9 protein-coding genes and 6 pseudogenes are annotated in these 24,971 nt (G+C 37.2%); 12 read left to right on the forward strand and 3 right to left on the reverse strand.

What is annotated here, in order from left to right; genetic code table 11:
- Positions 1-423: 423 nt before the first annotated feature.
- Both N824_RS06745 and N824_RS06750 read left to right on the forward strand, forming a co-directional pair.
- Positions 424-1,830, forward strand: coding sequence for a glycogen synthase (locus N824_RS06745; RefSeq protein ID WP_048904368.1), 1,407 nt, complete (start codon positions 424-426; stop codon positions 1,828-1,830).
- A gap of 12 nt (positions 1,831-1,842) precedes the next feature.
- Positions 1,843-3,108, forward strand: a pseudogene (locus N824_RS06750) (glucose-1-phosphate adenylyltransferase).
- On the opposite strand, the pseudogene N824_RS28900 reads toward N824_RS06750, so the two are convergent.
- From N824_RS28900 to N824_RS06760, 3 genes and pseudogenes are all read right to left on the reverse strand, one after another.
- Positions 3,109-3,528, reverse strand: a pseudogene (locus tag N824_RS28900) (ATP-binding protein).
- Positions 3,468-4,475: pseudogene (locus N824_RS06755) on the reverse strand (PAS domain-containing protein). The pseudogenes N824_RS28900 and N824_RS06755 overlap by 61 nt, the downstream one beginning before the upstream one ends.
- Positions 4,475-5,845 (reverse strand): sigma-54 dependent transcriptional regulator, encoded by a 1,371-nt coding sequence (locus N824_RS06760; RefSeq protein ID WP_048904370.1) that lies wholly within the window; start codon positions 5,843-5,845, stop codon positions 4,475-4,477. Before N824_RS06760 ends, N824_RS06755 begins: the two are co-directional and overlap by 1 nt.
- A 182-nt stretch (positions 5,846-6,027) precedes the next feature.
- Here N824_RS06760 and N824_RS06765 point away from each other — a divergent pair, with 182 nt between their 5' ends.
- The 10 genes and pseudogenes from N824_RS06765 (at position 6,028) to N824_RS06815 (ending at position 24,970) form a co-directional block, all read left to right on the forward strand.
- Positions 6,028-7,272, forward strand: coding sequence for an efflux RND transporter periplasmic adaptor subunit (locus N824_RS06765; protein WP_048904717.1), 1,245 nt, complete (start codon positions 6,028-6,030; stop codon positions 7,270-7,272).
- Positions 7,273-7,405: 133 nt separating this feature from the next.
- Positions 7,406-8,104 (forward strand): annotated as a pseudogene (locus tag N824_RS06770) (ABC transporter ATP-binding protein).
- 339 nt (positions 8,105-8,443) lie between these two features.
- Entirely contained in the window at positions 8,444-10,522 is a 2,079-nt protein-coding gene (locus N824_RS06780) for an FtsX-like permease family protein (RefSeq protein WP_048904373.1), read from the forward strand.
- Between the two features lie 5 nt (positions 10,523-10,527).
- Positions 10,528-12,906, forward strand: a complete 2,379-nt coding sequence (locus tag N824_RS06785) for an ABC transporter permease (RefSeq protein ID WP_048904374.1) — start codon at positions 10,528-10,530, stop codon at positions 12,904-12,906.
- Positions 12,907-12,922: 16 nt separating this feature from the next.
- Positions 12,923-15,295: an ABC transporter permease gene (locus N824_RS06790; protein WP_048904375.1), complete on the forward strand. Its 2,373-nt coding sequence runs from the start codon at positions 12,923-12,925 to the stop codon at positions 15,293-15,295.
- A gap of 17 nt (positions 15,296-15,312) precedes the next feature.
- A pseudogene (locus tag N824_RS06795) lies at positions 15,313-16,665 on the forward strand (ABC transporter permease).
- 28 nt (positions 16,666-16,693) lie between these two features.
- Positions 16,694-17,683 carry an ABC transporter permease gene (locus N824_RS06800; RefSeq protein ID WP_052334071.1) on the forward strand — a complete coding sequence of 330 codons (990 nt, stop codon included), beginning with the start codon at positions 16,694-16,696 and terminating at the stop codon, positions 17,681-17,683.
- Positions 17,684-17,699: 16 nt separating this feature from the next.
- Complete coding sequence (locus N824_RS06805; RefSeq protein ID WP_048904376.1) at positions 17,700-20,060, forward strand: ABC transporter permease; 2,361 nt, start codon at positions 17,700-17,702, stop codon at positions 20,058-20,060.
- Between the two features lie 25 nt (positions 20,061-20,085).
- Positions 20,086-22,449, forward strand: a pseudogene (locus tag N824_RS06810) (ABC transporter permease).
- Between the two features lie 148 nt (positions 22,450-22,597).
- Entirely contained in the window at positions 22,598-24,970 is a 2,373-nt protein-coding gene (locus tag N824_RS06815; RefSeq protein WP_048904378.1) for an ABC transporter permease, read from the forward strand.
- The last annotated feature ends 1 nt before the right edge of the window (position 24,971 follow it).

Below are 24,971 nucleotides of genomic sequence, written 5' to 3' on the forward strand. Positions count from 1 at the left end.
ATATACTACTGAGAGTCTGGAACCTTTTGCCCTGAAAAAGGGTAAAAGTTCCTAGGTCTCCTCGCAGTACAATTGATTTTTTTGCCAGACACTTACCCTGGCAAATGTTCCCTCGCTTTTCCTCCATTCCTTTATCAGGCCTCTTACTCTCTCCCTTCTCTGCTCTATACCTTTACGTTCCCCCTCTATAAATTCAATAAAAATAATGCTGCTTGGTTTTTGCGCTTGGAAAAAAATGGATATGCGCTGAAGAGACCTGGGAATTATTTACGCTTCTTCAGCATAACTGATTCCAGACTATGAATAGTATGCTATTTTTTTTAAAAACTAACCAACTTCATTTTTATTAAATTTTTTTCCTTTAATTATTTGCTTTCCCTATTGTAATCGCTAATTTGAGAGTGATTTTTAAAACCTCAGATTATGGAAATTATACACCTTAGTGCCGAATGCTATCCTATTGCGAAAGTAGGTGGTTTGGGGGACGTTGTTGGCGCTTTGCCTAAGTATCAAAATAAACTTGGACATGTAGCTAAGGTTGTTATGCCTGCCTATCAGACCAAATTTATGCAGGAGAATGAGTTTGAGGTGGTGTATGATGGCTGGAGTAAATTGGGCTTCCATAACTTTCCTGTAAGAATCTTCAGAGAGAAAACCAACAAGCTTGGTTTTGATCTTTATCTGGTACACATTTCCGGCCTTATGGACCGGGAAAAGGTTTACGGTTATGACGATGATACAGAGCGCTTTTTAGCTTACCAGATATCCGTTTTAGATTGGATCTGCCAATGGGAGCACCGTCCCGATGTTATTCATTGCCATGATCATCATACCGGACTGGTTCCTTTTATGATGGCATACTGCCAACAGTTTAGAAATATTAGTAACGTACCTACTGTATTAACCATTCATAATGCCCAATATCAAGGGCAGTTTGGCTGGGACAAACTTCATTACATTCCGTCCTTCGACTTATGGAAATCAGGTCAGCTTGATTGGAGAGGCGCTATTAACCCACTGGCATCAGCAATTAAATGCTCCTGGAGGGTAACTACCGTATCTCCAAGTTACCTTGACGAAATAAGCTTTAGGGCAAACGGATTGGAGGATTTGCTGGCGCAGGAGCGTGGGAAATCTGTAGGGATTTTAAATGGGATTGACAATGATGTTTGGAATCCTTCGGCAGATGCCATGCTCGAAAAGCAATTTTCAGTTAAAACAGTTGAAGCTGGTAAAAAGGCAAACAAAGCAGCACTTTGCAGTGTTTTTAACCTGGATCCGGAAAAACCTTTGTATACCTTTATTGGTAGATTGGTTGGAGAAAAAGGAGCAGATCTGTTGCCAGATATATTTTACAACGCTTTGCATCAGGCAAATGGTGATATAAATGTACTGGTATTAGGCTCCGGTGATCCACAGGTTGAGGGAAGACTAAATCATTTAAAAGATGTTTTTCCCGGAAATTACAATGCTTATATAGGGTATAATGAACAACTTTCTCATCAAATATATGCGGGAGCAGACTTTTTGCTTATGCCAAGTAGGGTGGAGCCTTGTGGCTTAAATCAGATGTATGCTTTAAGATATGGTACAATACCTATTGTAAGGCGCATTGGAGGGCTTAAAGACACGGTAATCGATATTGGTGATGCCGGTTTTGGGATATGCCACGACCAAACCAGTGTATGGGATGTGAACCATGCTATGGGGCGTGCGTATGAATTATATTTGGATAAGAAAAAAGTGAAAGAAATTCGTAAGTTTATGATGCAGCTCGATCATTCCTGGGATAATGCGGCACAACAGTATATTGATCTTTACCAAATTTAAATATGAATGAACATGACTGACAAAGTATTGGGTGTAATTCTTGGCGGCGGCCAGGGCTCTAGGTTAGCCCCTCTTACACAAACTCGCTCTAAACCTGCTGTGCCTATTGCAGGGAAATACAGATTGGTTGATATTCCAATCTCCAATTGCTTAAATTCCGGTATTCACCGCATGTTTGTTTTAACGCAGTTCAACTCTGCATCTTTAAATAAACACATTAAAAACACTTATCACTTTAGCCACTTTAGTMTGGYYKYWRKNGRTAWYYTGGCAGCTGAGCAAACGCCCGAGAATCCAACTTGGTTTCAGGGAACTGCTGATGCGGTAAGACAAACCATGCATCACTTGTTGAACCACGACTTTGAATATGTACTTATCTTATCGGGAGATCAGTTATATCAGATGGACTTTAAAGAGATGGTGCAGGCACATATCGATAGTGGGGTACAAGTTACCCTTGCAACCATACCTGTAAATGCTAAAGACGCTCCTGATTTTGGGATTCTTAAGGCAAATGAACAAAATATCATCACTTCATTTATTGAAAAACCTAAAACTAATCTGGGAGACTGGGTTTCAGATACGGGTCCGGAGATGCATGCGGAGGGTCGTGATTATCTGGCTTCCATGGGTATTTATATTTTCAATAAGGATCTTTTAATTAAGATTTTTGCAGAAAATGAAGACGAGAAAGATTTCGGAAAAGAGATCATCCCAAGAATGCTTACTGAATATGACGTGTTAAGCTATCAATACGATGGCTACTGGACAGATATAGGTAATATATCTTCGTTTTTTGAAGCTAATCTGGGCTTAACTGATGACATTCCTAAATTCAATTTATTTGATAGCAGCCACAGTATTTTTACACGTGCCCGTATGTTGCCGCCATCAAAGATATTAGGTACAACTTTAGATAAGACCATTATTGCCGAAGGCTGTATTTTACAGGCTAAATGTATAAAACATGCTGTAATTGGCATCCGTTCAAGAATCGGCGTTGGTACCCACATAGAAAGCTGTTACATAATGGGTAGTGATAAGTACCAGACCCTGATAGAAATAGAGAAAGAAAAAGGTACAAAGCCACTAATAGGTATTGGCGACAACTGTAAAATTGTAAACGCAATTATTGACAAAAACAGCAGGATAGGTGACAATGTGACGATTATTGGGGGGGCACATTTACCTGATGGCGATCATGCACTTTATACTGTTAAGGATGGTATCGTAGTAGTGAAAAAAGGCGCTATAGTACCAGACGGGACCGTAATTTAATTACTGATATTTAAACACCAGAGAAAAAGTAGTTCTTTCTAAAGGAACCGACGTTACTTCCAAGCTTCCCTGGTGCATTTTCATAATGTTTCGGGTAATGGTTAAGCCAATACCCGAACCATTTTTCCTGGTGGTAAAGAAGGGTACAAAGATCTTTTCCAATAGCTCTGGTTCAATGCCTTTACCATTATCACTAACCTCAAAATATAGCTTATTCTGATCAAGCCTGTAGCTAATTTCAATAACCGGATGATCTATTGTACCCTCAAGTGCATAAATACTGTTGGTAACCAGGTTGATTAATGCTTGCTCTACCAGTTTTAAGTCTATGTTTATACTGATTTTTGACGATGTTTGTTCTACNNTTWAANNGWRKRWTRWYCYKSMCWMTSRYWAMAGGCTNNNTNAASNCKYWAMTATRMWRYANGAWTWYKSNAWTGGTAWGGTTWTKTWWTTYTKKTRWKGRYASSKCRRCYAYYRARMKSTAMWCTYTTWCMMNNTMCANGMMRMYCTTCCGATCTTCTCCTTATGGTTTTTATTGCAGGCTTTAAGTCTTCCAGTTCTTCAAAATTTAAGCTCTGCTTATCGGCAATCATACCGTCAACCGTATTAGAAAGTGAACTGATAGGGGTAATGGAATTCAGTATTTCATGTGAGATAACCCCAATGAGCCTGTTCCATGCTTCTGATTCTTTTTGCTCAATCTCGTCCTTAATGTTTTGGAAGGATATGATGGTGTAGTCAGTATTGTAAAGGTTTAATGGGATTACTTCTGTAGATAACTGGATTAGCTTATCCTGTATTTTAAGTTCCATAAACCGTTTACCACCTTTGCCAATGGATTCTATCTCGGTGGCAAATTGGGGGATATGTTGTTTTAACCTATGCCAGTATTTATATGCAGGTACATTTAATAACTGGGCAGCAGCCTGATTAAAGAATACAATTTCTTCATGTTTGGTGTCTTCTCTTTCATCTTTTATCACAATCACACCTACAGGAACCTGCTCCAAAATTGTTTTTATAAGCTGAAACATAGAATCCTTTTCAAGCTGTATATCCTTTTGGACCTGTATGATATCGTTAAATGATTCATACAATTCCGGAAAACTACCTCTGGTTGCTTTGTTTTTGAAATTTAAGGTATTGTCGCGCGTTTTTACTGCCAGAATAAACCTGTTGATATCATCCCTGATCTGGTTAATGTAATAGTAAAGGCTTAACATTGTGCCAATTAATATGATGCTTAAGCCTATTATGGTAAACCATAGTTCCGTTTTTTTGATGAGAAAAAACAACAGAACGGCCAGTGCATTGATGATCAGCAGGCGACTTATTAAACGGAAAGTAAAACGGTTGTAAAACATTATAAATCGAATTTTTCTATGCGCCTGTAAAGTGCTGCACGTGTTAGCCCAAGATCTGCTGCGGCCCTTGATATGTTTCCTTTGTGTTTATCTATTGCCTTTTGCACCATTAATTTTTCCATTTCTTCCAATCCCATGTCCGATTGGATAGGTGTGTTGCTACCAAATTTCTGTGGACTAAGCTGCAGGTCGTTTACTCCGATTTTAAGGCTGTCGGACATGATTACAGCTCGCTCAACTACATGCTGCAACTCACGAACGTTGCCTGGCCAGTGGTAACTTAGTAACATCGCTTCGGCCTTGGCTTCGAAATCCAGAATGCTTTTGTGGTATTTGGTACTAAAAGTATTTAAGAAATGGCCTGCCAGAAGCAGAATATCATCTCCACGTTGTGCCAATCCTGGTAAAAGCAGTTCAACTGTATTTATCCTGAAAAGTAAATCCTGACGGAATGTACCTTTTGAGACCATTTCATTAAGTGGCATATTGGTTGCCGTGATCAGGCGCACGTTGATTTTACGCTCCTTACTTTCGCCCAAACGGTTAACCGTACGGTTCTGAATTACACTTAGCAGCTTTGCTTGCAAGGGCAAGGATAGGTTGCCAATCTCATCCAGAAATATTGTTCCACCCTCAGCCATTTCAAATCGTCCTGGCTTGTCGTCTTTTGCATCAGTAAAGGCGCCTTTGGCATAGCCAAATAATTCACTTTCGAACAGGTTTTCATTCAAAGAACCAAGGTCTACATGCATAAATATCTGGTTCTTCCTGTGCGAGAGTTTATGTAATTCATAGGCAAATACCTGTTTGCCTGTACCATTCTCGCCCAGAATCAAAACGTTGGCATCTGTAGGCGCTACTTTTACAAGCGTGTTTTGTAAATGCTTTATAGGTTCTGAATTTCCTACAATATTTTCAAATTGCCTGTTGATGTCCTTTTGCAAAGAAGAATGAATTCTTTCAAGCTTCTTTACTTTTTTGTTAGACTGCCTTAACCTTGAAGCGGCAGATAGTGTGGCAAACAGCTTTTCATTTTCCCATGGCTTTAATATGAAGTCTGTGGCACCTTTTTTAATGGCCTGTACAGCGAGTTCAACATTGCCATAGGCCGTCATTAATATTACTACATAGTCTTTATCTATAGAAAGAATATGTTCCAGCCAGTAAATTCCTTCTCGTCCATCACTTGCCCCCTTTTGATAGTTCATATCAAGCAGAATAATATCTACCTCATTACGGCTTAATAATACATTAATTTCTTTTGGTGATTTACAAGTGATTACCTGACTAAAATGCTGCTTTAAAAATAATCTTGCACTTAAAAGGATATCATCATCATCATCAATGACTAAAACGGTTGCATCTATCATTGTAATAAAAAATTTGTTAACCAAAAATAGTAAAAGTGTTCGATGATGTACATCGAGTGTCCGATTTTGAACATATTTTGTTTTGTGTTATATTTAATTGGTTGATTTACAGGTATGTAAAAGTTATTTGAGCAGTTGGCATATACTTGGCTTAGCGGTAAGTGTTAAGCGTAGAAAATAAAATGGATAAGAAAATAGAGAAAAAAAGATTCAATAAGAAAACAATCCTTATGCTGGTAGGAGGAGTGATCTTTGTGGGTCTTGTAGCATATGGTTACAGTTTATCTTTAAACAAAGTATACAATGCCGATCCCGATAAGATCACCATCAATAAAGTACTTTATGGAGATTTTGAAGATGTAGTTTTATTAAATACCAGTGTTGTTCCCTTAACTTCAGTAATTGTCAGTTCTCCTGAAGGTGGTACTGTTGCAGAGATCTTTACTGAAAATGGAGCCAGTGTAGTAAAAGGAACACCCCTTTTAAGAATAACAAACCCTAATGCATTATCTAATTACACTTCGAGTGAAACCAGCATAATTGAACAGATCAATCAGCTGCGCAAGCTTAGGTTAGACCTTGAACAGAACCAAAGGGTGATGAGCCAGGATATGATGGAAATTGAAAATAGTTTGAGAACAGCAAGCCGCAAGTATAAAATAGACAGTGTATTGTTTTCGAAAAAGGTGATCACTTTGCAGGAGTTTAATATATCAAGTCAGGATTACGAATATTATCAAGGTCGTAAAAAAATCCTGAGAGAAGCTGTAAAGCAAGAGAACCAGAGTCGTACGATGCAATTGCAACAAATAGATTTCTCTATAAGCAGAATGAACGAAAGTTTAGAAACCATTAGGCAGAACATTGAGAATATGACCATTAAAGCTCCCGTTGCCGGTCGCTTATCATCATATGATCCGGTAACAGGTAAATCATATAATGCCAATGAAATGCTTGGTAAAATTGATGTGTTACAGGGTTATAAATTACAGGCCGGCGTTGACGAATATTACATTAACAGGGTAAAAGAAGGCCAGTCTGCAAATTGTGAATTTAACGGTAAAACCTACCGCTTAACGGTTAAAAAGGTAATCCCTGAGGTAACTGCCGGCCAGTTCCAGATTGAATTAACATTTGATGGTGCATCGCCAGATGGCTTAAGAAGAGGTTTGTCGTTGCAGGTAAAACTAACTTTGTCTGACAACAGTAAATCGTTACTTCTTGCACAAGGACAGTTTTTTCAAAGTACTGGTGGATCATGGGCATTTGTAATTAAGGATGGAAAAGCAACAAAAAGAAATATAAAGATTGGACGTAAAAACCACTTGTATTATGAGGTACTGGAAGGCTTACAAAAGAATGAGGAAGTAATTACCTCATCTTACGATCAGTTCAATCAGTACGATATAATTGAAGTTAGTAAATAGAAATTAGTTTAGTTTTAGTTAGTTAAATAGAAAAGACCTTCTCTGGATCTGTGCGAGGAGCAGAGAAACTTTTCTATTACTAAAATGAAAAAATAGCATAAATAAAATAGATTAACACCATAAAAATATAACCATGATAAAAATTGAAAATCTGGAAAAAGTTTACAAAACTGAAGAAATAGAAACAACTGCCTTAAATGGTATTAATCTTCATGTAAAAGAAGGAGAGTTTGTTTCTATAATGGGGCCTTCCGGTTGCGGCAAGTCTACCTTATTAAATGTAATGGGTTTGCTGGATAAGCCGGAAAGTGGTAGTTATAAATTTATTGATACTGAGCTTTTGAAACTGAACGACAGAGAACGCTCTAACTTCAGAAAACGCAATATGGGATTCGTAWKMYNGARSTWTAACCTGATTGATGAACTGACAGTTTTTGAAAACATTGAACTGCCGCTGATCTATAATAAAGTTGCTGCGGGCGAACGCAAGCGCCTTGTAAATGAGATTATAGAACGAATGAATATTGTAAACCGAAGCGGACACTTCCCACAACAACTCTCTGGAGGACAGCAACAGCGTGTTGCTGTTGCCAGAGCATTGGTAACCAAACCTAAACTGGTACTTGCCGATGAGCCTACGGGTAATTTGGATAGCTCTCATGGGAATGAAGTAATGGAGTTATTGTGTGAGCTGAACGAAACAGGAACTACCATTGTAATGGTAACGCACTCTTCACATGATGCCAGTTTTTCTAACAGGATCATCAACTTAAAAGATGGACATGTTATTTCTGAAAAAATAAATAAAGGGCGCACGGAGGAATTGATCTAATCACCTTAACAATTAGGCTACTATGTTTAAACTGAATCTTAAAATAGCACTGCGGAACCTCTGGAAAAACAAGGGATATACTTTTATAAACGTGCTTGGTCTTTCAATTGGAATGGCCAGCTGTATCCTTATTTTTATGTTTATCCGTTTCCAGCTGAGTTTTGATGAGGGATATAAAAATGAAGAAAKAWWWYTSAKARYNGWWMCCAAKYGGAANNANAMTGCCNNTTTGATGATTACTCTGCAGGAGTTCCTGTTCCTTTTNNTNCTGCTGNNNNWMMYGAAAWWSYWRRNTTNGMAAANNTNGSYTCGRNANTAAAGCGTGGTGGTATTTTGCATGTGAAAGACCAGACAGGAAGAGAGGTCATTAAAACACAGGAAGCGGTATATTATGCGGACCCTGATTTTTTTGAAGTTTTTAATGATATCAGATGGCAATATGGCAATCCCCAACAAGCACTATCTAAGCCTAATACCGTCGTTTTATCCGAAGCATTTGCAATTAAGTTTTTCGGGACAGCAGAACATGCCGTTGGCAAAACCATTACATTAGGTACCAAAACAAACCTTGAGGTAACAGGCGTAATACAGGACATGCCTCAAAATAGCAGTTTTCCGCTTGGGATCGTTATCAGTTATCAGACATATTACGGCCGGAATATCACGAACTGGGATTCTGTTAATTCCAGCTCATCAAGTTATGTTCTTTTAAAAGACGGAGTAAGCCTTGCTGATATGCAGGTGCCTTTAGATAAGTTTAATAAAAAGTATTATCCGATTCAAAAAATTGCTGGTAATCAAAACAATAAACTTCAGGCATTAAGAGATATTCACTTTAGTACACAATATGATAATTTCCTTGAATCTACTATTGGTAAAAGCGAAATCTATGGGTTAGCAATAATTGGCCTGTTCCTTATTCTAACAGCATGTATCAATTTTGTAAATTTAAGCACTGCTCAATCGGTAAATCGCTCAAAAGAAATTGGTGTTCGCAAGGTTATGGGTAGCAAGCGGAAACAACTTATTGCACAGTTTTTAACCGAAACCTTTGCTCAAAGTTTAATGGCGTTGTTAATTGCCTGTGTTATTGCCGAACTGGCAATACCGTCAATGCAAAATCTTTTTAAAGACCAAATTGAATTTAGTCTTTTCAGCCACATGAGCATTTTAGTATTCATGGCGCTTTTGGTTGTTTTTGTGGGTTTTCTTGCAGGCTTTTATCCTGCACTTATCATTTCCAGATTAAACCCTGTGTTGGCTATAAAAAATAAAATTTCTTTAAATGGTGGCAGTTTAAGCCTTCGTAAAATTTTAGTTGTCGTTCAATTTTCAATAACTGTGGTCTTGATTATCGGGACATTGGTAATCATCAGGCAAATGAAATATGTGCAACAAAAATCTTTAGGCTTTGACCCGAACGCAGTTGCAATGGTTGGCATTTTGACCGATAGCACAAGCAAGACTAAATATAATACATTTAAAGAGCAGATATTGCAGGTCCCTGGGATTGAGTCCCTTAGTTTTTGCCAGTCAGCACCATTATCAAGCGATGTAAATTCAACTGATTTCACCTATAACGGAATAAAAAATAAAGATTTTGAATTAAGAACTGTAAGAGCAGATGAAAGTTATTTCAAGCTTTTTGACCTCAAACTAATTGCAGGTAAGATTTTTCTGAAAAGTGATACGGCTAATGGATGTGTGGTAAATGAAACATTTCTGAAAAAAATTAATGTCACAAACCCTCAGGAGGTGATAGGTAAAGTTATAGATGCAAGCGGCAACATCCTACCAATTACCGGCGTAATTAAAGATTATAATGATAAATCACTAAAAGAAAGTATTTCAGGAATTGCAATTTTTCCTGGCAAACAAGAATATTGGAATGTCGCTATTAAAATAGATGCTAAACAAATTATGCCTGCAATGAAACAGGTAGAAAGAATTTGGAACAACACTTTTCCAAACGGTATTTATCAGGCAAGTTTTGTTAACGACAGAATAAACGGATATTATGAGAGCGAACAAGTAACCGGTGCATTGTTTAAAGTTTTTGCAGGCGTAATTATTTTCATCTCATTTATCGGTTTGTTCGGCTTAATTTCTTTTGTCGCTACCCAAAGGACTCGTGAAGTAGCAATCAGAAAAGTTTTAGGTGCTTCGACCATTGAATTAGTGAAAATGTTGAACGGCTCTTTTTTGATTATGGTTTTCATTGCAAATCTAATTGCCTGGCCACTGGCTTATTTATTTGTCAATAAATGGTTGTCTGGTTTTGCCTACCGTATGGATCTAACGATATGGCCTTTTGTGCTGGCCATGAGTATTTCCATGCTGATTACCCTAATTACTGTGAGTTTAAGATCATATAAGGCCGCAGTGGCAAACACAATTGATGCACTTAAATACGAATAATCAGCATGTTTAAACTCAACCTCAAAATAGCCCTACGGAACCTTTGGAAAAACAAGGTTTATACCGCAATTAATATTGGCGGACTTGCTATTGCTTTGGCGGCTTTTATATTAGTTATTCTATATGTTACTTATGAAACGAGCTATGATAAAGACGTGCCAAACTATGACAGAATTTATCAGGTAGGCAGAAGCTTGCCCGATTTTAAAACCGAATATACACCTGCACCTCTGGCGAAATTAATTAAAGATAATTTTCCGGAAGTAGAGGTCGCTGGAAAAATGACTCCTACTTGGTTTGAATTTCCGCTCAATACAGACAAGGGCAGGATTTGGTCTACTAAAGCTTTGTTGATGGATTTTAAAGTTGCAAAGATGTTTAACATCTGGCCAGATACAAAGTCAGTTGATGAGAACGACCCCGGGTTGCAGGCATATATGCCGAAGCTATTTGTTCAGCAGCTATTTCCAAACCAGAAAGTGGTATTTCCTATAATAGTTGGCCTTGGCCCCAAAAACGCTGCACAATCAGCTAAATTATTTGGTACAATAGAAAGGACAGATGAACATTCTAATATAAAATTTGATCTTGTATCGCTTTCAAAGGATATAGGTTTTGGCAATAAGGATTACGGCACAAATAATTTTAAAACCTTTATACAGGTTAAAGATGGAGCAAATATTGAAGCACTTCAGGAAAAGATAGATCAGCTATACAAGGCAGAGCTTGTTAAAGGAGGTATGCCTGCAAACGACCGTAGAATTGCAGGGCGTTCTGTTATCTTTCTGGATCCTTTAAAGAACCTGCATTTAAAACCAATGGCGGGCAACGATACTAATTATAAGATTGTAGTCGCACTTTTTGGCTTAGGTATCCTGATTATCATTATAGCCTGCATCAACTTTACAAATCTTACTATTGCTCAGGCTACTAAACGGGCAAAGGAAGTTGGAGTAAAAAAAGTGCTGGGGGCTTATCGCTTTAACCTTACGTTTCAGTTTCTTACAGAGATATTTATGCAATGTTTGCTGGCTTTAATATTAGGGCTTATTCTAGCCGAAATGCTGCTCCCTTTGTTTAATAATTTATTTGGTATTCCATTGTCTATCTGGTATGGGAATACAACTCTTTTTGGCCAACTTCTATTAATATTACTAGGTGTTACGGTGATCTCCGGTATTTATCCTGCACTGGTACTTTCCGGCTATAAACCGGCATCAGTTTTAAAGGGTAATATACAAACCAGCTACAAAACGCTTTGGCTAAGGAATTCTCTTTTAGCAGGTCAGTTTGTAATCGCCATCATCTTTATTGCCGGTTTGCTGATTGTAAATAATCAGCTAAAATACATGAAAGCAGAAGATAAAGGATTTAAACCATCTCAAGTTGTTTTTATTAAAAATATCCAGTTCTATAACAAGCCTAAAGATTTTGAAAGTGCAAGAAACAAAATAATGAAAATACCTGGAGTGAACAACGTAACTGTAGCTTCAGACATACCCGATGGATCTAATCCCGGCACAAATAATTACAAATTAGAAAGTAAGGAATTATCAATGGACTTTCTGGATGTGAACTTTGATTACTTTGAAACGTTGGGTATTAAGTTAAAAAGCGGGCGCTTTTTTTCCAGAGATTTTATTGCTGATACAGCCGTTTCGGCGGTTCTGAATGAAACTGCAGTGGCACGTTACGGAGTAACTAATCCTGTAGGTAAGATAATTAGAGGTTGCAATATGGATTATAAAATAGTTGGTGTTGTAAAGGACTTTAAAGCTCAGGGTTTTGAAGCGGCTGTAGCACCAACAATATATGCGATAAAGAATCCATGCAATGACAAGAAAGTAAAGATAATGGTAAGTATCGACCAAAGTAATATGACTTCTGCGCTTGCAGCACTTAAGTCGCAATGGTCTGAAATTAATACGCTTGATGGTGAAGATTTCAGGTATGAATTTTTGGATGAGTTGTATGGTAAGCTATTTAAAAAACAGGAGCAACTTCAGTCCGTATTTTTCTTTGCAGCAATGCTAACCATATTTATCGCGGTATTGGGGCTCTTTGCATTTTCTGCATTTACAACCAACAATAGAATTAAAGAAATATCTATCAGGAAAATACTTGGTGCAACAGATTTTCAGATGTTTAAAATGCTAAATACCTTTTTCATTGGAATAGTATTGATTGCTAATCTTATTGCCTGGCCCCTGGCGTATGTACTGGCAAAGAAATGGTTAGAAACCTTTGCCTATAGAATAGACATTCCTCTTTTTCCTTTCTTTATTGCCGCATTATTATCCACGGTTCTCACTGTACTTACCGTGAGCATTCAGGCCCGAAAGGCGGTGAAAACAAATCCTGCTGATGCATTAAAATATGAATAACCTTAAATAACACAAAATGTTCAAACTCAATTTAAAAATAGCTTTAAGAAACCTGTGGAAGCATAAAACCTCATCAATAATTAATGTTGTTGGTTTAGCAATAGGACTCGCTTCATGCCTTTTGTTGCTGCTATATGTATCCTATGAATGGAGTTTTGATAAGCAATTTAAGCGCTCGGAAAATGTTTATCAGGTAATGACCAATTTTGTTGATGCTAAAGGTAGCATCAAGGGGACCGTAGATCTAACAAGCAATGCGATAGCCCAGGTTATAAAACAAGAAATTCCGGATGTTGAGGCGATTAGCCGTATCAGTAATAATGGCCAACAGTTAATAGCTAATGGTGAAAATAGCTTTAAAAAAGAATCTAAATATGCCGATCCGGATGTTCTTAAAATATTTAATTATGAATTTATAGCTGGCAATCCGCTTACTGCTTTAAATACACCTAAATCGGTGGTTTTAACCGAAGGAATGGCAAAATTGTTGTTTAAGGATGGCGATGCACTTAACAAATCAGTACGTTATAACAACGAAGCAGATTTAACAGTTACAGGCATTGTTAAGGATTTGCCCGCCAATAGCACAAATACATTCGATTTTCTGATGCCATGGTCTTTATTTGAAGCACTATCTGATTGGGTAAAAAGACCCGACTGGGGCAATTACAACTGGCAAACCGTAGTTCGGGTAAATGAACAGGCAAACATTCCTTTGATAAATTCAAAGATGAAAGGAATTATAAAAAAGAACAGCGGCAATTCAACCGATGAATCCTTTATATTTAAACTATCCGATAGACATTTGTTCGGGAAATTTGACAATGGGAAAAGTGTGGGTGGTGATATTGAACGCATTTATCTATTTGTTGCCTTGGCGTTAGGTATCCTGTTTATTGCCTGTATTAACTTTATGAATATGGCAACAGCCAAATCCGAAAGAAGGGCAAAAGAAGTAGGTATTAAAAAAACAATAGGGGCAAGCAGGGCTTCCTTAATTTCTCAATTCCTCACAGAATCGATTTTACTAACTGTTATTAGTGTATTGGTGGCCATTGTATTGGTCGAAATCCTACTCCCAACATTTAATAACCTGCTTAATATAAAACTTAGTATTGATTATTACAGTACCGGCTATTGGGTTGGTATTACAACTATAATCCTGTTAACGGGGTTATTATCTGGAAGTTATCCTGCTTTATATCTTTCTTCTTTTAATCCTATACAAACCCTAAAAAGAAAAATTACAAGAACAAAAGCTATTCCTGTTAGTTTAAGGCAGGTACTGGTTATTGGTCAGTTTAGTTTTGCAATTATCCTCATTATTGCTACCCTGGTTATTTACAAGCAGGTCCAATTTATCAAAGACAGGCCAGTAGGTTATGACCTTAATCTTTTGGCTGAGATGCCACAGGAAGGAGAACTGGGCAAGAAGTTTGATCTTTTTAAAACAGAACTGTTAAAATCAGGCGCAGTTACGGCCCTATGTCAATCATCAGGAAGTTTATCCAATAGTGGTTCCAGTTTTTGGAATTTTGAATGGCCTGGTATGACCAAGGCAGATAAGGATGTAATTTTTAACCAAATTGCTACTACCTACGACTTTACCAAAACAAATGGAATACAACTGGTTGCCGGACGTGATTTCTCTAAATCATTTGCTTCAGATACTGCCGCGCTGATGTTGAGTAGTACTGCAGTGAAATTGATGGGACTTAAAAACCCAATTGGTACACCTGTAAAATACCATGGGAATGATTTTACTGTAGTTGGTGTATTCAAAGATTTCATTTGGGGCTCCCCATATTATACTGACCGGCCAATGGTAGTTGCTTTTAGTCAGGGATGGGGTGGTCAGATTACCATGCGCCTTAACCCAGATAATAGTTTGACCAAAAATGTTGAATTGATCACCCAGGTAACTAAACAAATAAACCCGGCTTATCCGGTTGATTTGAAGTTTGTTAATGATCTGTATGCCAAAAAACTACAGGGAGAGAAAGTTCTCGGTATTTTATCGAATCTATTTGGCGGGCTGGCTATATTTATATCCTGCTTAGGGTTATTTGGGCTGGCAGCATACAGTGCAGAACAGCGCACTAAAGAATTTGGTGTACGTAAAGTTTTGGGGGCATCGGTAGCCAGTATCATGCAACTGCTTTCCGTATCGTTTATGAAAATGATTTTGGTAGCAGTTATCATTGGTGTACCGGTTGCCTATTATCTCATGAAGAAATGGTTAGGACATTTTGAATTCCGCACCCCAATTTCGTGGTGGATTATAGCCGTAGCGATTTTTGGTACAAGCCTAATCGCCTTTTTAACGGTAAGTTTTCAAGCATATAAAGCCGCAAAAGCCAATCCTGTTGATGCATTAAAATACGAATAACCTAAACCTAACCTAAAATGTTTAAACTGAATTTAAAAATTGCGTTACGCAACCTTTGGAAAAATAAGGGGTTTACACTTATAAATATTGGTGGCTTGGGTATTGGACTGGCCAGTTGCATGATCTTATTACTTTATGTTGCCTATGAATGGGGGTATGATAAGCAATTTACAGACTTCGATAAAACCTATATTGTTTATAACAATCAGAAAACACCTACCGAAACTTTCAGTTTTGCTGCTACTCCCGGAGTGTTGGCATCTGAGGCAAAACAAACGGTTCCTGGGATAGAAAAGATTGCAAGGTTAGATTATCCAACTGACAGGTTAGTCACCTATAAGCAAAACAGTTTTAAAAAAGCAAGCGTGTTTGTAGATGCAGATTTCACTAAGATATTCAACCTAAAGGTGCTTAAAGGAAATCCTGCTGAGTTTCTGAAAAACCCCAATTCCATAGTGCTTACAGAAACACTGGCAAAAAATCTTTTTGGGAATGAAGATCCTTTGAATAAGACATTAAAGCTTGATAATAGCGAAGAGTTAAAAGTCGAAGGAGTTATTGCTGATGTGCCAAATAACAGCAGTATTCAATATGAGTTTCTGATGCCATGGGCTTTGTATGAAAAACTAAATCAATGGACAAAAGATGCATCCTGGGGTACTAATTTTTGTTTAACATTTGTTCAGTTTAAAGACAATTCTTTCTTCGAAAATGCCAATAAACAGTTTCATCGTATGATCAAATCTCACGATAAAACCAGCAATGGTGAGCTTTTTTTATACCCATTATCTAAATGGCATTTGTATAGCACATTTGAAAATGGTTTGCCTGTTGGAGGCAAAATTGACCAATTGAAAATCTTCTTTTTACTTGCCTTTTGTATCCTCCTTATTGCCTGTGTAAACTTCATGAACCTATCTACAGCCCGTTCTGAGAAAAGAGCCAAAGAGGTTGGGGTACGTAAGGCTATAGGTTCCAGCAGGAAGGCCCTGGTAGGGCAGTTTATGATGGAATCAATGCTTATGGCCTTAATGAGTATGCTTATTGCCTTTGTATTGATAGAGATTAGTTTGCCTTATTTTAATAGCATAATAGGAATTCAATTATCCATTGATTACAGCAACTGGCAATTCTGGACTACACTATTCGGTTTAACAGTTTTAACGGGTTTGTTATCGGGTAGTTATCCTGCTTTTTATCTTTCATCWYWWRSKCNAATWARMRTRNNCNTTAAGGSMWTWANCNTTKATYSSRTMRTWNNCTKCMYTRYCWGKSCSYWMMKGNCTSGWRSYTWTNNAGYTWRKATYKGMAGMSYGTYTAATTGTTTGCACCATCGTTATCTATCAGCAATTKMMKWWCWTWAAAAATAAGCCAATTGGATACAATAAAAATAACCTGGTGGAAATTCCGATACAGGGGAATTTGAAAACTCCGGCTAAAAGAGAAATACTCAAAGACCAATTACTTAAATCAGGTGCCGTAATATCAGTAACTAATTTTTCGCAAAGATTAACTGGTGGTGGCAATAACGGGTATGATGTAAGGTGGCCAGGTAAAAATTTAAACGATAAGATCCTGATAAATTTTAGGTTTACAAATTACGACCTGGTTAAAACAACTGCCATGGAACTAGCGGCTGGTCGAGATTTTAGTCCTCAGTTTGCTGATTCTGCCAATGTTTTGGTAAATGAGGCTCTTGTAAAGATTATGGGGATGTCTAAGCCGGTAGGGAGCAAGATACAATGGGGTAATTCAGATGTAACTATCGTTGGGGTGCTTAAGGATTATGTAATGGAATCTCCATACCAAAAGGCTAAACCGGTCTTAATTGGTATGAGTGAAGGTTCAGCCAGATTTATTATAGCGCGGTTAAATCCTGACCAAAATGTTAGTGCTTCGGTAGCTAAAATAGATAATATTGTAAAGACACTTAATCCTGAATATCCGGTAGACAGAACATTTGTGGACGATTCTTTTGAAGATAAGTTTGCAAATGAAAAATTGCTGGGTACTTTATCCAATTGGTTTGGCGGTTTCGCAGTGTTTATTTCTTGCCTGGGCTTATTAGGGTTGGCACTTTATATGGCAGAACAACGTAAAAAAGAAATCAGCATCCGTAAAGTTTTAGGTGCCAGCAATTTCAATATACTAACACTGCTAAATAAGGATTTTATAAAATTGGTAGCTATTGCCAATGTAATTGCATTTCCACTGGCTTATATCATTATTAATAAATGGTTGTCTAGCTATGAATTTAAAGTGTCTATTTCTGTTGTCCCATTTGTAATAGCAGCAATTCTATCACTTATTATAGCGATTCTCACTGTCAGTGTGCAGTCAGTAAAAGTGGCAAAAGCAAACCCAATTGATGCCTTGAAATACGAATAACCTAAACTTAACCAAAATGTTTAAACTCAATCTCAAAATCGCATTAAGAAACCTTTGGAAAAACAAGGCTTACACATTGATTAATGTAGGTGGCCTGGCTATTGGTTTAGCAAGCTGTATGGTATTGCTGATGTATGTTGCTTACGAGTGGAGTTACGATAAGCAGTTTAAGAACTATGATAAAACCTATGTGGTATATAATAACTCCAAAGCCAATACGCAGGTATTTAGCTGGGCATGGACACCAGGTCTTATGGCCAATGAAATTAAAGAAAAAATACCTGGCGCAGCGTATGCCTCGCATTCTACATATCCTAATGATCAGTTAATTAGTAACGGAGAAAAGAAGTTCAAAAAAAGTGCGGTTTATTCTGAGCCTTCTTTTCTCAAAATATTGGATTATAAATTTATAAAGGGGAATCCTGATAAGGTACTAAGAGAGGTTAATTCAGTGATCCTGACAGAAACCATGGCGAAGAATCTGTTTGGCGATGAAGACCCATTAAATAAAACGGTAAAATTTAACAACAAAGACATCCTGAAGGTAGAAGCCGTTATTGAGGATATCCCAGCAAACAATAGTATCAGATTCGATTTTTTAATGCCATGGGCACTCTATGCCAATCAAAACCCATGGGTAAAAGATGCAGGTTGGGGCGGCAATTTCTGTTTAACACTGGTGCAATTACAAGACAACAGTTTTTTCGAAAAAGCGAATGGGCTTATGAAGGGGATTTATTCCAGGAATTCAAAAGACGCCAATGGCGAAGCTCTGCTTCATCCTTTATCAAAATGGCATTTATATGGTGAATTTGAGAATGGGAAGTCAATAGGAGGCAAAATAGACCAAATCAAAATCTTTTTTATCCTTGCTTTCTGTATTCTTTTAATCGCTTGTGTAAATTTCATGAACCTTTCTACTGCCAGATCGGAGAAAAGGGGGAAAGAAGTTGGTGTACGCAAAGCGATAGGTTCCTCCCGAAAATCGCTCATTGGTCAGTTCATGACAGAATCAATGTTGCTCGCAACAATGGGTATGGTTATCGCCTTTATTTTAATAGAGGTCAGTTTGCCATACTTTAACGGATTGTTAAATATCAGTTTGGCTATAAATTATCAGGACTGGAAGTTTTGGGTGGCGTTAGTCAGTTTAACTTTAGCAACAGGTTTTATTGCCGGGAGCTATCCAGCCTTTTATCTGTCCTCTTTTGAGCCGGTTAAAGTATTAAAAGGGGCTAGCAATGTTGGCAACTCTTCACTTTCAATTCGTAAAATATTAGTTGTTTTTCAGTTTAGCTTTGCAACCTGTTTAATTATCTGCACTGCAGTTATTTATCAGCAGTTAAACTACATTAAGAATAAGCCAATTGGTTATAATAATGGTGGGTTAATAGAAATGCCAGCACAGGGCAATTTCGTTAACAGTGAGAAACTGGATGTTCTTAAAGATCAGCTTATAAAATCAGGGGCGGCGACAAGTGTAACTTACTTCAGCACCCCATTAGGTGATGAGGGAAATAATACATTCAGTGTTGAATGGCCTGGTAAAAATGTAAATGATAAGGTGCTGTTTAATTACCGTAGTGCTGGCTATGATTTTACTAAGACGCTCGGGGCACAGATGATTAGTGGGAGGGAATTCTTAAGAAAAGCCGATTCACTTAATGTATTCGTTAATGAGGCAGCAATAAAAGTAATGGGATTAAAACAATCTATTGGTACAAAGATCGATTTTAATGGATCCAAAGTTACGATTATAGGGGTAATGAAAAATGTAGTAACTGAATCGCCTTACCAAACATCGAAGCCGATGATTATTTATAACAGGCCTGAAGAGTTTAGTAACGTTATCATCAGGCTAAATCCTGCCCAAAATTTAAGTGCCTCCGTTGAAAAGATTGATGAAATTGTTAAAGCTTTAAATCCTGATTTCCCTATAGATAGGAGGTTTGTAGCAGATACTTATGAATATAAGTTTCAAAATGAAAAACTCCTTGGCACCCTTTCCAATTGGTTTGGCGGTTTTGCAATATTTATCTCTTGTCTGGGCTTGTTAGGTTTAGCGTTATTCATTGCAGAACAACGTAAAAAAGAAATCAGTATCCGTAAAGTTCTAGGTGCTAGTACTGCAAATATTTTGACGATGTTAAATAAAGACTTTGTTAAACTGGTAAGTATTGCTAATCTTATTGCTTTTCCACTTGCTTATATCATCGTTAACAAATGGCTGTCCGCTTATGAATTTAGAGTTGGTATTTCAGCTCTGCCTTTTGTTATAGCAGCGGTGCTATCCCTTATTGTAGCCATACTCACAGTCAGCGTACAATCAGTTAAAGTGGCAAAAGCAAATCCTATTGATGCTTTGAAATATGAATAACAGATAACCTTTAAATGTTAAACTCATGTTCAGATTAAACTTAAAAATAGCACTACGTAACCTTTGGAAAAACAAAGGGTATACATTAATTAATGTAGGTGGGTTGGCCATTGGTTTGGCCAGCTGTATGGTACTGCTACTGTATGTTGCGTATGAATGGAGTTATGATAAGCAGTTTAAGGACTATGATAAAACATACGTTGTATATCTTAATTCGGTAAGCAGTACTGATATCGTTAGTTATGGTGTCACCCCGGCGCCAATGGCAAAGGAAATCAGAGAGAAAATTCAAGGTGTAGCTTATGCCTCACATTCTTCAACCCCCACTAATGAATTATTAAGCTATAAGCAAAACAACTTTAAGAAGGCCGCTATTTTCGCAGATCCCTCCTTTCTTAAAATATTGGATTATAAGTTTATCAAAGGCAATCCGATGAAGGTGTTACAGGAGACAAATTCAGTTATACTGACCCAAACAATGGCAAGAAATTTATTTGGTGATGAAGACCCGATTAATAAGATCGTAAAATTTCAGAACAATGAACCATTAAAAGTTGAAGCGGTAATTGAAGATGTTTCTAAAAATTCGACCATTCAGTTTGATTATCTGATGCCGTGGTCATTGAATGAAAAATTAAATACCTGGGTGAAAAACGCCAACTGGGGAAGCAATGCGTTTCTTACTTTAATACAACTGAGGGATAATAAATACCTGGATAATGTTAGTGGTCAGATAAAAGGCATTTATAAACGTAATTGGAAAAATTCCGAAAATGAGGGATTAATGCATCCGTTGTCTAAGTGGCATTTGTACGATAAGTTTGAAAACGGGAAATCAACCGGGGGTAAAATAGATCAGATCAGAATTTTTATTGTTCTTGCTTTTTGCATTCTTCTGATAGCCTGTGTTAATTTTATGAATCTTTCTACCGCAAGGTCCGAGAAAAGATCAAGAGAAGTTGGCGTACGTAAGGCTATTGGATCTTCAAGAAAATCACTTATTGGGCAATTCCTTCTGGAATCTATGGTGCTTTCCCTTATAGGAATGCTGGTTGCTTTTACCTTGATAGAGATAAGCTTGCCGTATTTTAATAACCTGCTCAATATTCAACTGGTTATTAATTATCAAGATTGGAAGTTCTGGAGTATGCTGGTAGGTCTAACCATAATTACCGGTTTTATTGCCGGAAGTTACCCGGCCTTCTATCTTTCTTCATTTGAACCTGTAAAAGTATTAAAGGGTTTTGCTGCCATTGGCGGCTCATCACTTTCGGTAAGAAGGGTGCTGGTTGTTTTTCAGTTTGTATTTGCAGCATGCTTAATTGTTTGTACTGGCGTAATCTATCAGCAGTTAAATTTCATTAAGAACAAACCCATAGGTTACAATAGAAATGGCCTCGTAGAAATACCGGTTCAGGGCAATCTAAAAGGAAAAGAAAAACKGRAKAKYGTMRWRKAKCAGCTTTTAAAATCAGGTGCTGCTACCTCAGTCACCTATTTTAGTCATAGCTTAAATCAGTTTGGCGATGCCACCTTTGATTTTAGTTGGCCAGGTAAAAATCCTAAAGACCTGATCTTATTTAACTACAGAGGCGCGGGTTATGATTTTACTCAAACTACTGGTGCCAAAATTATTGCCGGCAGAGAATTTTCATCCCGGTTTGTCGATACGGTAAATGTTCTGGTTAACGAAACGGCAGTGAAGATAATGGGGCTGAAACAACCTGTGGGCACAGTAATAAAATGGGATGATACTCCGGTAACAATTGTTGGTGTAATGAAAGATTTTGTAATGGAATCTCCCTATCAAAAAGTTAATCCACTGGTGATGTACAACCCAACAAGCAATTATAATTACATCATAGCAAGGCTAAATCCTGATCAGAATCTGAGTTCTTCAGTTAGTACCATAGACAATATCATTAAGGAGTTTAACCCTGATTTTCCGGTAGACCACAGATTTGTTAATGATGATTTCGAATCAAAACTTCAAAATGAGAAACTGTTAGGAACGCTGTCTAACTGGTTTGGTGGCTTTGCCGTATTTATTTCCTGCCTGGGTTTATTAGGTCTTGCCTTGTTTATGGCAGAACAGCGTAAAAAAGAAATCAGTATTCGTAAAGTTTTAGGTGCCAGTACAGCAAATATCCTTACGCTATTAAATAAAGATTTTATCAAGCTGGTTGCTATGGCAAATCTCATCGCCTTTCCACTTGCCTATATCATTATAAATCACTGGTTGTCGGCTTATAGTTTTMSAKKATYKMYWTCTRTATTGCCATTCGCTATTGCCATTGGTTTATCGTTTCTGATTGCCATTTTAACCGTGAGCATACAATCTGTTAAAGTGGCTAAATCTAATCCTGTAGATGCGTTGAAATACGAATAACGGAATATTGTTCATTATTGTACGAAGCCTGTTCGATAATGGACAGGTGAAGCTTGTTTTTAGATGTTAAATATTTGATTATGAGCCTTATGAGTGGTTATTTTTAATTTGGCATACGATTAGCAACCTGAAAGGAAATCATGGCAAAATGTTCAAACTGAATTTTAAAATCATATTGCGGAGTATTTGGAAGAACAAGGTATCTTCCATAATAAATGTTGTTGGTTTAGCTATAGGCCTTGCAGCATGTTTAATGCTATTGCTATATGTAATGTATGAACTGAACTTTGATAAACAGTCAAAAGATTCGAAAAATGTACATGTAGTGATGACTAATGTTCTTGACGACAAAGAAAAGGTCTTCGTAACCTTTAATGGGTCGACAACTGCTTTTGCTCCACTGATTAAACGAGAAATTCCTGAGGTAAAATACATATGCCGGATGGACTATGGTAATACTGGGTTGATTGCAAATGGAATGAACGGATTTAAAAGGAATTCCAAGTTTGCTGAACCGGACATTTTAAAAATGTATGATTATAAATTCATCCATGGTGATCCTAAAACAGCTTTAAAAGATCCCAGATCGGTAATACTTACAGAAAGTACGGCTAGAACTTTATTTGGATCAACTGATGTACTAAACAAAACTGTTAAGTATCAGGAAAAAGAGAATTTGACCGTGACAGCAGTTATAAAAGATCTTCCTGAAAACAGCTCAAATAGATTTGATTATTTAATGCCCTGGTCTCTGTATGAAATAGTAGATGAGGGCGCCAGAGATTTAAACTGGAGTAATTTTAGCTTCGTAACATTGGTTACCCTAAGGCCAGATGCAAATCTTGATCTGGTTAATAAGAAAATTTATGAGGCCATTAAAAGAAACAACAAAGAGGTCTCTCAGCCTAATTTTCTTTTCCCATTAAGTAAAATGCACCTCTACGGAAAATTTGAAGAAGGTAAAAGTGTAGGCGGAGATATTGAACAGATCTGGCTTTTTACTGCCTTGGCTATAGGTATACTCTTAATTGCCTGTATCAACTTCATGAATATGGCAACAGCAAAGTCTGAAAAACGGGCAAAGGAAGTTGGTATAAAGAAAACGATAGGTGCAAACAGGAGGTCCTTAATTATTCAATTCCTTGCCGAATCAATGGTGCTTACATTCATTAGTGTAATCATTGCTATCGCATTAATTGAAGCGTTTATGCCAATATTCAATAACCTGTTGAATATTAAAATGAGCATTCCTTATTTTAACTCTTACATCTGGTTAGGACTTTTATCTGTTATTTTACTTACCGGGCTTATTGCGGGTAGTTATCCTGCATTTTATTTGTCGTCTTTTAACCCTATACAATCGCTCAAAAGAAATGTAGAGGGCAGAAGCTTCTTTTCGCTGAGCTTAAGAAAGGTGTTGGTAATTGTACAGTTTTGTTTCACAATTATCCTCATCATTTCAACGCTGGTTATTTATAAGCAGATTCAGTTTATAAAAAATATGCCAGTTGGGTTTGATGTAAATGCATTGATTGAAATGCCACAAGATGGGCAGCTGAAAGAGAAATTTGAGTTGCTTAAAACAAGATTAATAAAATCTGGGGCCGTTACAAACATGTATCAGTCATCTGTCAACTTATCACATCATGGGTCTAATTTTACTGGTATAGAATGGCCCGGGATGCCAAATCCTGAAAACAAAGTGATGTTCAACAGAGTTGGAACTACTTACGATTATATCAGTACTAATGGAATTAAACTGATCAGCGGTCGCGATTTTAACAAGAAATATGCTTCTGATTCTTCTGCAGTTCTTGTTAGCGCCTCTGCAGTTAAAGTAATGGGCCTGAAAAAGCCAGTTGGCGAAATCGTTAAAATGTTTAATAGCAATTGCACCATCATTGGCGTTTTTGACGATTATGTATGGGACTCGCCATATCAATCAAATAATCCTATGATCGTTTATTTTAACAAAGGTGGTACAGGGGCAATTACAATGCGTTTAAACGAGAACAATAACCTGCAACAAAACATAGAAACCATTACAAGCATTACTAAAGAAATAAACCCGGCTTATCCTGTAGAAATCAAGTTTATGAATTCTATATATGCCGAAAAACTTAGTAAGGAAAAAACCTTGGGATTGTTATCTAATCTGTTTGGAGGTTTGGCTATTTTTATATCTTGTTTAGGCTTGTTCGGCCTGTTATCTTACAGTGCTGAGCAGCGTACTAAAGAGTTTGGAATAAGAAAAGTCCTGGGTGCTTCGGTAGCAAGCTTAATGCAGCTATTATCGCTGTCGTTTGTGAAAATGATTCTTGTCGCAACTGTATTAGCGGCACCTATTGCATACTATGCGATGATTAAATGGTTGGATAATTTTGAATACCATACTACAATTTCATGGTGGATAATTGCGTTGGCTGCCCTTGGTACAATAACAATATCCTTGCTTACTGTAAGCTATAAGGCTTACCGAACAGCTAAATCAAATCCAATTAATGCACTTAAATACGAATAAC

This window comes from Pedobacter sp. V48 (assembly GCF_000523515.1).
Taxonomy (GTDB): Bacteria; Bacteroidota; Bacteroidia; order Sphingobacteriales; family Sphingobacteriaceae; genus Pedobacter.

Bases quoted from the DNA above. Each gene is read 5' to 3' on its own strand.
- N824_RS06745 (WP_048904368.1), top strand. From the start codon at position 424: ATGGAAATTATACACCTTAGTGCCGAATGCTATCCTATTGCGAAAGTA.
- N824_RS06760 (WP_048904370.1), bottom strand. From the start codon at position 5,845: ATGATAGATGCAACCGTTTTAGTCATTGATGATGATGATGATATCCTT.
- N824_RS06765 (WP_048904717.1), top strand. From the start codon at position 6,028: ATGGATAAGAAAATAGAGAAAAAAAGATTCAATAAGAAAACAATCCTT.
- N824_RS06785 (WP_048904374.1), top strand. From the start codon at position 10,528: ATGTTTAAACTCAACCTCAAAATAGCCCTACGGAACCTTTGGAAAAAC.
- N824_RS06790 (WP_048904375.1), top strand. From the start codon at position 12,923: ATGTTCAAACTCAATTTAAAAATAGCTTTAAGAAACCTGTGGAAGCAT.
- N824_RS06805 (WP_048904376.1), top strand. From the start codon at position 17,700: ATGTTTAAACTCAATCTCAAAATCGCATTAAGAAACCTTTGGAAAAAC.
- N824_RS06815 (WP_048904378.1), top strand. From the start codon at position 22,598: ATGTTCAAACTGAATTTTAAAATCATATTGCGGAGTATTTGGAAGAAC.